Origin of the sequence: Vibrio sp. 99-70-13A1 (genome assembly GCF_013114625.1) — a bacterium.
Lineage (GTDB): Bacteria > Pseudomonadota > Gammaproteobacteria > Enterobacterales > Vibrionaceae > Vibrio.
Genome location: NZ_VTXD01000080.1, coordinates 1 through 3,381, shown reverse-complemented (window position 1 = coordinate 3,381; position 3,381 = coordinate 1). Strand labels below are relative to the sequence as shown.

Sequence of the window (3,381 nt, the reverse complement as noted above, 5' to 3'; positions counted from 1 at the left end):
GCGGCGTTATACGACTTTATTAAATTCGGAGAACCAAATGGACTTAGATATCTATCAGGTTGATTCATTTACAAGTGAAGCATTCAAAGGAAACCCTGCTGGAGTTTGTATAACGAGCAATGGTTTAAGTGAAAGCTTAATGCTTTCAATTGCTGAAGAAATGGCTGTATCCGAAACGGCTTTTCTATCACTTTCTGATATGAGGCTTAGGTGGTTTACTCCTAAAACTGAGGTAAAGCTATGTGGTCATGGAACACTTGCTGCTGCCCATATTCTGAAAGAAAGGGGGCTGTTAAATACTGGCGATAAAGTCAATTTTACAACGTTATCTGGAACATTATCTGCGCTCATAAACGAATCTACAGTCGAACTAGATTTTCCATCACCAGCCATTCAATTCGACATTTCTCCCTGTCAGGTGCTATTGGATAATTTAGGCATAGAGGAATGTAAAATAGTTTCATTTGGTAACTTTGATTCAAAGGTTTTCATTGAAGTTGATAGCGAGGACACATTACAGAACCTTCAGCCAAACTTTGAGGCAATGAAGCAAAATCATAGTCGTGGTGTTCTGGTGACTACAAGTTCAAGTAGTAAAGGTTTAGACTTCGTTTCAAGGTATTTTGCGCCTTGGGTCGGTGTAAATGAAGATCCTGTAACAGGGTCTGCACATTGTGCTTTAACTGTGTATTGGTCAGAAAAACTCGATAAATTAAAACTTAAGGGTTATCAAGCTTCCGCTCGTGGTGGGTATGTTGCCACTGAGCTTCTACCTACTGGTCGAACGAAATTGATAGGTGCGGCAGTGACAGTCATTAAAGGGACTATACAGGCACCAGTCGTATAACAAGCAATTTAAGCAGACGTCAACGCTTGGCCTTTTCAACTCGGTTTAGCTTCAGTGATTTAGGTGGTAAGTTTGAATGTATTGGTGGCGTTGTCAGCTACTTAATTGGGCGTTATGTGCAAGGAGGTAATATGTCTAAAATCTACCTGTTTGACTGGGGTAATACTCTCATGGTCGATTTTCCTAACCAAAAGGGGAAAATGTGCGATTGGGTAACAGTTCAAGCTGTTGACGGAGCATTACGAACAATTAAAGAGCTATCGAAAAGTCATCCTGTTTATATTGCAACAAACGCAGCCGACTCGTCCGAAACTGATATTAAGTTGGCATTTGACAGGGTTGGCTTATCTCCTTATATCTCGGGTTACTTTTGCAAAGCGAACCTTGGTATAGGTAAAGGTACCTCAGAATTCTTCCACAAAATCATCAATGTTTTAAATGTTGAACCACAGTCAATAATAATGGTTGGGGATACATATGAAAAAGATATTGAGCCTGCAATTTCAGCCGGTATTCAAGCACTTTGGTTTAACTCTAAGTGTACGAATACTTCAGTTCCTAAAGGTGTAAAACAAATCAGTCACCTGTTGGAACTTTGCACATAACAAGCAATTTAAGCAGACTGTCAACGCTTGGCATTTTCAGCTTGGTTTAGCTTCAGTGACTAAGGTGGTAAGTTTTAGTGTATTGGTAGCGTTGTCAGCTACTTAATTGGGCGTTAAGCAGCAGGCGAAAAATTGACATCAATAGGAGTTTTGTAGAAATGCCATTAAATCATACATCAATGTATGCTGATTTGACCGATGAGCACTATGCGCTGATTGGTCGTGTCGTCGTTGAATGGTCTAACATTGAGTTTTTACTGGGTAATTTGCTTAGTCGCTTATTATTTACTCCAGAGTTTCCTGGCAGGGTGTATTCTCGTGGAATGGGTGCGGCTAAGCTGCAACGAGCAGTAACAGATGCGCTTGAACTACATCGACTACGCTATAGAAATCAGGTTGTTGATGAAGATCTTGAGTTGAAAATATCTCAAACAAACAGTCATCTTAATACCCTAAGACAAACAAGAAATAAGTTTGCACACTTTTGTTGGGCAAGAACGAGTGATGATGAAATTTTTGGTACTGGTTTTTCGAGCGCAACAGACGGTTCGAAACGATCGAATAAAGACTTTGTCAGTTACACTGTTGAAGAACTAAAAGAATTTCATAGACAGCTATACAGCGTAGTAGATGAATTAAGTAATGTCCTTCAGTTGATTCCTGAAATGCATGAAGATGGAATCTCTAAGAAGTTAGGTGAGTCAGCTGCTTAACAAGCAATTTAAGCTGACAGCCAACGCGTGGCATTTTCAGTTCCAAATGGTTTGGGTGTAATCGGCGCGTTGCTTGGGGTTCAGGTTTGCGTTGGTCTGCAACTTAATTGGGCGTTATGTGAATAATCGGAGTTTAAGTGAAGATTCATATTGATTGGGTAGGCGCACATACCCTAGAAGATGTGCGAGAGTTAACCAATAGTGATGACTATGGTATCTATCAAATATATGGAACTCATCCAATCTATGGTTCAGATGTTCTCCTTTATATTGGTAAAGCTGACAGACAAACGTTGGGTATGAGAATACCGCAGCATGAAAAATGGGCATATACTTCAGATGCTAATAACATAAAGGTCTATACAGGGCATTTAGGTTCAAATTTAGACGTTACTGACGAAGAATGGTCTCGACTAATTGATATCGCAGAGCGTTTGTTAATTTTCACTCATAAGCCTGCTTTTAACTCATCTAGCATCAACACAATGTCCAAAGTACCTATTGAAGCGCATGTGTTCAACTGGGGCAATCATAGAAGTTTAATGCCAGAGGTGTCTGCTTTTCGGTATTTAGCTACAGATAGTGAGCATTTTGCTACTTATCGTAACTTTGGCGAGTAAAATTCACATAACAAAGCGTTTAAGACAGATTCGCAACACTCGGCGTTTTCATTTCAAGTTGAGTTTTGTGGTTACGGTGCAATGGTTTAGGTTAAGTGGTAGCGTTGCTCACTACTTAACGCGGCGTTATGTTGCGGTTCGAATTTATCGTATTTAAAGGGTTGATATGATTGTACTTAGAGAAATGCGGCAAGATGAATATCCAGATTATTGCCAGTATTTTATTGACGATTACAGTCAGGAAATTGCCGAAAATTATGGTCATTCTTTAGATCTTGCTATCGAGTTAGCAAAGAAAGACTTGCACCGTTGTTTTCCTGACGGGCTTGAAAGTAATGAGCATTCTCTACTTTGTATTGATGCTGAAATCGACGGTAAAATGGAGCTTGTAGGTTATCTCTGGCATTCAGTGAAAATTGAAGATAAATCTACATTTATTTATGATTTTTATATTTCAAATGAGTATCGAGGCTTTGGCTATGGGACTCAATCAATTTCAGAGCTTGAAAATCAGTTGAAATCTAGTGGTATTAATCAAATCAAACTGAGAGTGGCTTATCATAATGAGCGTGCGCTTAAGTTGTATAAAGACGTTG

Annotated in this window: 5 protein-coding genes; all 5 read left to right on the top strand. The window is 39.3% G+C overall.

Going from position 1 to position 3,381, the window contains the following annotated elements; translation table 11 throughout:
* The first annotated feature begins 37 nt into the window (after positions 1 to 37).
* Positions 38 to 847 (top strand): PhzF family phenazine biosynthesis protein, encoded by an 810-nt coding sequence (locus F0226_RS22215; protein WP_171737667.1) that lies wholly within the window; start codon positions 38 to 40, stop codon positions 845 to 847.
* A 131-nt stretch (positions 848 to 978) separates the two neighbouring features.
* Positions 979 to 1,452, top strand: a complete 474-nt coding sequence (locus tag F0226_RS22210; RefSeq protein ID WP_171737666.1) for an HAD family hydrolase — start codon at positions 979 to 981, stop codon at positions 1,450 to 1,452.
* Between the two features lie 158 nt (positions 1,453 to 1,610).
* A complete protein-coding gene (locus F0226_RS22205; protein ID WP_171737665.1) occupies positions 1,611 to 2,165 on the top strand; it encodes a hypothetical protein in 555 nt (184 codons plus the stop codon).
* Between the two features lie 137 nt (positions 2,166 to 2,302).
* On the top strand, positions 2,303 to 2,785 hold the full coding sequence (locus F0226_RS22200) for a hypothetical protein (protein ID WP_171737664.1): 483 nt from the start codon (positions 2,303 to 2,305) through the stop codon (positions 2,783 to 2,785).
* A 166-nt stretch (positions 2,786 to 2,951) separates the two neighbouring features.
* The coding region (locus F0226_RS22195) for a GNAT family N-acetyltransferase (protein ID WP_171737663.1) at positions 2,952 to 3,381 on the top strand (430 nt) is incomplete at its 3' end.